A 3,626-nucleotide genomic window follows, 5' to 3' on the forward strand; every position below is an offset into this window, starting at 1 on the left:
ATCGACAAACATGAGCACAACCTCGCGATCCTGCGCCGCCTGCATCCGGACGTGACAACCATCCTGGCTGACTTGGCCGAACCGGGCGAGTGGGCCGACGCCTTTGCCGGCGCCCGCGTGGTGGTGCAGTTGCATGCCCAGATCACCGGCAAATTCCGCGCCCTGTTCGATCGCAACAACCTGCAGGCGACCGAACGCGTGCTTGCCGCGTGCGACCAGCACCGGGTACCGTTCATGGTTCATATCAGTTCTTCGGTGGTCAACTCGGTGGCCACCGACGACTACACCGAAACCAAGAAGTTGCAGGAAGCCCAAGTACGCGCCAGCAGCATCGCGCACTGCGTGCTTCGCCCCACCCTGATGTTCGGCTGGTTCGATCCCAAGCACCTGGGCTGGTTGTCGCGTTTCATGGCCCGCACGCCCGTCTTCCCGATCCCGGGCGACGGCCGCTTCATGCGCCAGCCGCTGTACGAGCGCGACTTCTGCCGTTGTATCGCCCAGTGCATCGCGCGCGAGCCTACCGGCGAAACCTACGACATCGTCGGCGCCACGCGGGTGGACTATGTGGACATCATCCGCACCATCAAGAAGGTCAAGAACCTGCGGACGGTGATCGTGCACATCCCCATCGGCTTCTTTGCTTTCCTGCTGCGGGTGTACAGCGTCTTCAGCAGCAAGCCTCCGTTTACCGCGGACCAGCTCAAGGCGCTGTCGGCCGGGGACGACTTCAAGGGGGTCGATACCGAGGCCATCTTCGGCGTGGCCCAGACGCCGTTTGAAGAAGCGATCCGTGAGAGCTACTGCGACCCGCGCTACAGCTCCATCGTCCTCAAGCGCTGAGCCTTCGCGCACCCTTGAGGGGGTGTCTGCCTGGTGGGGCGTCCATCTCATCCATGTAATGCACGAAACCAACACGAATGAACAACATGCGAGTCGAACGTCTGGCCGCTGCGCTTGGCAGCAATCAAACCGCCGTCGTCCGGCTTCTGCTGCTGCTGGCTGCGATCGTCGTCGCCAGCATAGGACTGGCGGACGATGGCTATCGCGGCAGCATCACTGGTGGGTGTTCGCAGGCCTACTCCCACTTCCTGAAGCAATCCACGTCCGCCTCGCCCAGGGCCATCACATTCTGCGACCAGCAGAATGCCGATCTGGCCGACCTCGTCGTCGGCCCGATAACGCCCGGCACGCGATCGATGACGGTGGACATCGCCGGCTACGGTGATACTCCCGGGATCAGCGCCGCATTGATTGGGGCGGACGGGCACCGCGAGGCGGTCGTACTGCCACGAGCCGGCGATCGATGGGTGCGCTGGACCATCGACGTGCCTGCGACACTGCAGGCGCAGGAAAGCCGTTTGGTCGTCAGCGACCAGACCAAAGAGGGTTTCGGCTGGATCGGCGTGGGCATTGCCGGCGGATTCGGTGGATGGCCTCCGGTGAGCATCACGCTGGTACTGCTGGCGATCCTCTACCCGTGGCTCTCTCGGCTTGGCGGCTCGGTAGCGCCGGGGACCGAACGGGAAGTTCGCAGTCGTAGACGATCGGTCCTGACAGCAATCTGCATCTCGGTTGCGACGCTTGCGGCGATGATGCTGCGAAGACCATCACAGTGGAGCCATCCCTACGTGTGGGTCGAAGACGGCAAGGAGCTGTTGCCGCACTTCCTTGAGTACGGCTGGGCGACATTCTTCCACCCGGTGGCCGGCTACATCCTGATTCCCAACAAGCTGATCAACGCGCTTGCGGTGACGATTTCCTTCCGGTGGCTGCCGGAGATCAGCCTTGGCCTGGCTGCGCTGGTTACCGTCGCAGTTATGGTCATCCTTGCCGTTGCACCGACGCGTCTGCGCGGCGCGTGGGCATGCGCGCTGGCGGTGCTGGCCGTCCCGACAGACCCTGAAGTGTTCACGACCTCGGCCTACGTGCTGTGGTGGGCAGCATTCCTCGTTGTAATCCCGTTGTTCTGGGATGAACGTCGTGCGCCCTCCCTGCGCTGGCGCATGCCGATGTTGGTGATCGGCGCATTTTCCTCGCCGCTGATCGTCATGATGGCACCGCTGTATGGTCTGCGCGCGCTGCTGCTTCGCCAACGCAACGAGTGGTGGATGCTGCTGGCGGCCGGGACTTCGGCAGCGGTGCAGGCCGCGTTGGTGCTGTACAACCCGATTGCGTCGGAAGCCCATCGTACCCTGCCGGGCATCCAGCCCCTGCTTGAGCGGTTCATGGGGCATTTCCTCTACTGGCATCCGGAAAACAGCCAKCCGGCGCTATTTGCAGGACTCGGGGCGGCTCTTGCTCTGGTCATCGCCCTGGCTGCCTGGGCGCAGAGGCGGCAGGGGTCGGATGTGCTGGCCGGCCTTGTCGCCTGCTTCGTCCTGTCCGTGGCGGCCGCCGCGGCCCGGGTACCCATCGATCCGCTGGACCCCTTCACTGCCGGACCGCGTTACTTCTTCTATCCCTATGTATTCCTCGCCTGGATACTGATCCAATTGGCGTTCAATGCACGCGGGCCGGGACGTGTGCTGTTCGTGCTGCTTCTGCTGGCGCCCCTGCACCAGACCGTGCTCTACGGCCGGCTCACGCACGCCCCGCTGGACTGGCGCGCGGAGATTCGACGCTGCACGTCCGGCCAGGCCAGCGAGGGGCCTGCCGTGCATTGGACGGGCAGGATGGAGAACCTCTGGTATGCGCCCTTGTCGGCGTCCCAGTGCCGACATCTGGTCGAGAAGAGCCTTTTCGACAACCGCCTGACACCGGCAGATCTACCCGGGCAGCCGCACACGCCCAATGTCCCCCCAACATCCACGGAGAACTCCCGATGACCTTTCCTGAACGCGGCGACGCCACGCCATGATCGATCGGCGTTTCATGTTGTTCGTTGTCGCCAGCGGCCTTGCGGCGGTGGCGAACTTTGGTTCGCGCATTGCCTTCAGCCATGTGATGGGCTACGCCTGGTCCATCGTGCTTGCCTACCTCGTCGGCATGGCCACGGCCTTCGCGCTCAATCGTGCATTCGTCTTCAAGGACGCAGACAGGCCCTTGGGCCATCAGGTGTTCTGGTTCGTAGCGGTGAACATGCTCGCCCTGCTGCAGACGTTGCTGATCAGCCTGCTGTTCACCCACTACGTCTTCCCCAGGCTGGGCATGACCTTCCACCCTGAGACGATCGCGCATGCGCTGGGCATCGCGGCGCCGGCGATTGTGAGCTACTTCGGCCACAAGCACCTCACCTTCAAGAAGACCAAGGAACCACGTCAATGACGACGTCACCGTCTGCCGCTTCCCGACGCGGCGTGCTCGGCTACCTCGCGGACAATCCCGCGTTCTGTGCAGGCCTCGCACTCGCGCTGGCCTTTGCGGTGCTTGGCATCATCGCCGGTGCGCGTGCGCATAGTCCCGTGCCGTTCTGGGACATGTGGGATGGCTCGCTGGGCTTCTACATGCATCAGCAGATCGATGCATCGGCATGGTGGGCACAGCACAACGAGCATCGCATCGTGCTGGCCCGTGCATTGTTCTTCCTGGACCTCAAGTATTTTGGGGGCCAGGCGGTCTTCCTGTTGATCGTCAATTACCTGCTGGCCGCGGTGATGTTCGGCCTGTTGGCTTGGTGCGCATCGCGC

At 63.4% G+C, this 3,626-nt stretch carries 3 protein-coding genes and 1 pseudogene; all 4 read left to right on the top strand.

Going from position 1 to position 3,626, the window contains the following annotated elements; all coding sequences use genetic code 11:
* On the top strand, positions 1-840 hold an 840-nt coding region (locus ACXJKH_RS16875), incomplete at its 5' end, for an NAD-dependent epimerase/dehydratase family protein (protein ID WP_457321043.1).
* A gap of 77 nt (positions 841-917) precedes the next feature.
* Positions 918-2,825, top strand: a complete 1,908-nt coding sequence (locus ACXJKH_RS16880) for a hypothetical protein (RefSeq protein WP_457321045.1) — start codon at positions 918-920, stop codon at positions 2,823-2,825.
* 28 nt (positions 2,826-2,853) lie between these two features.
* Positions 2,854-3,264, top strand: a complete 411-nt coding sequence (locus ACXJKH_RS16885; protein ID WP_457321047.1) for a GtrA family protein — start codon at positions 2,854-2,856, stop codon at positions 3,262-3,264.
* Positions 3,261-3,626 (top strand): annotated as a pseudogene (locus tag ACXJKH_RS16890) (hypothetical protein); the annotation flags it as partial. The gene ACXJKH_RS16885 and the pseudogene ACXJKH_RS16890, both read left to right, overlap by 4 nt.

The organism is Stenotrophomonas sp. P5_B8 (assembly GCF_054049855.1).

Excerpts from the sequence above, each read along its gene's own strand:
- ACXJKH_RS16885 (WP_457321047.1), top strand. The coding sequence starts at position 2,854 with ATGATCGATCGGCGTTTCATGTTGTTCGTTGTCGCCAGCGGCCTTGCG.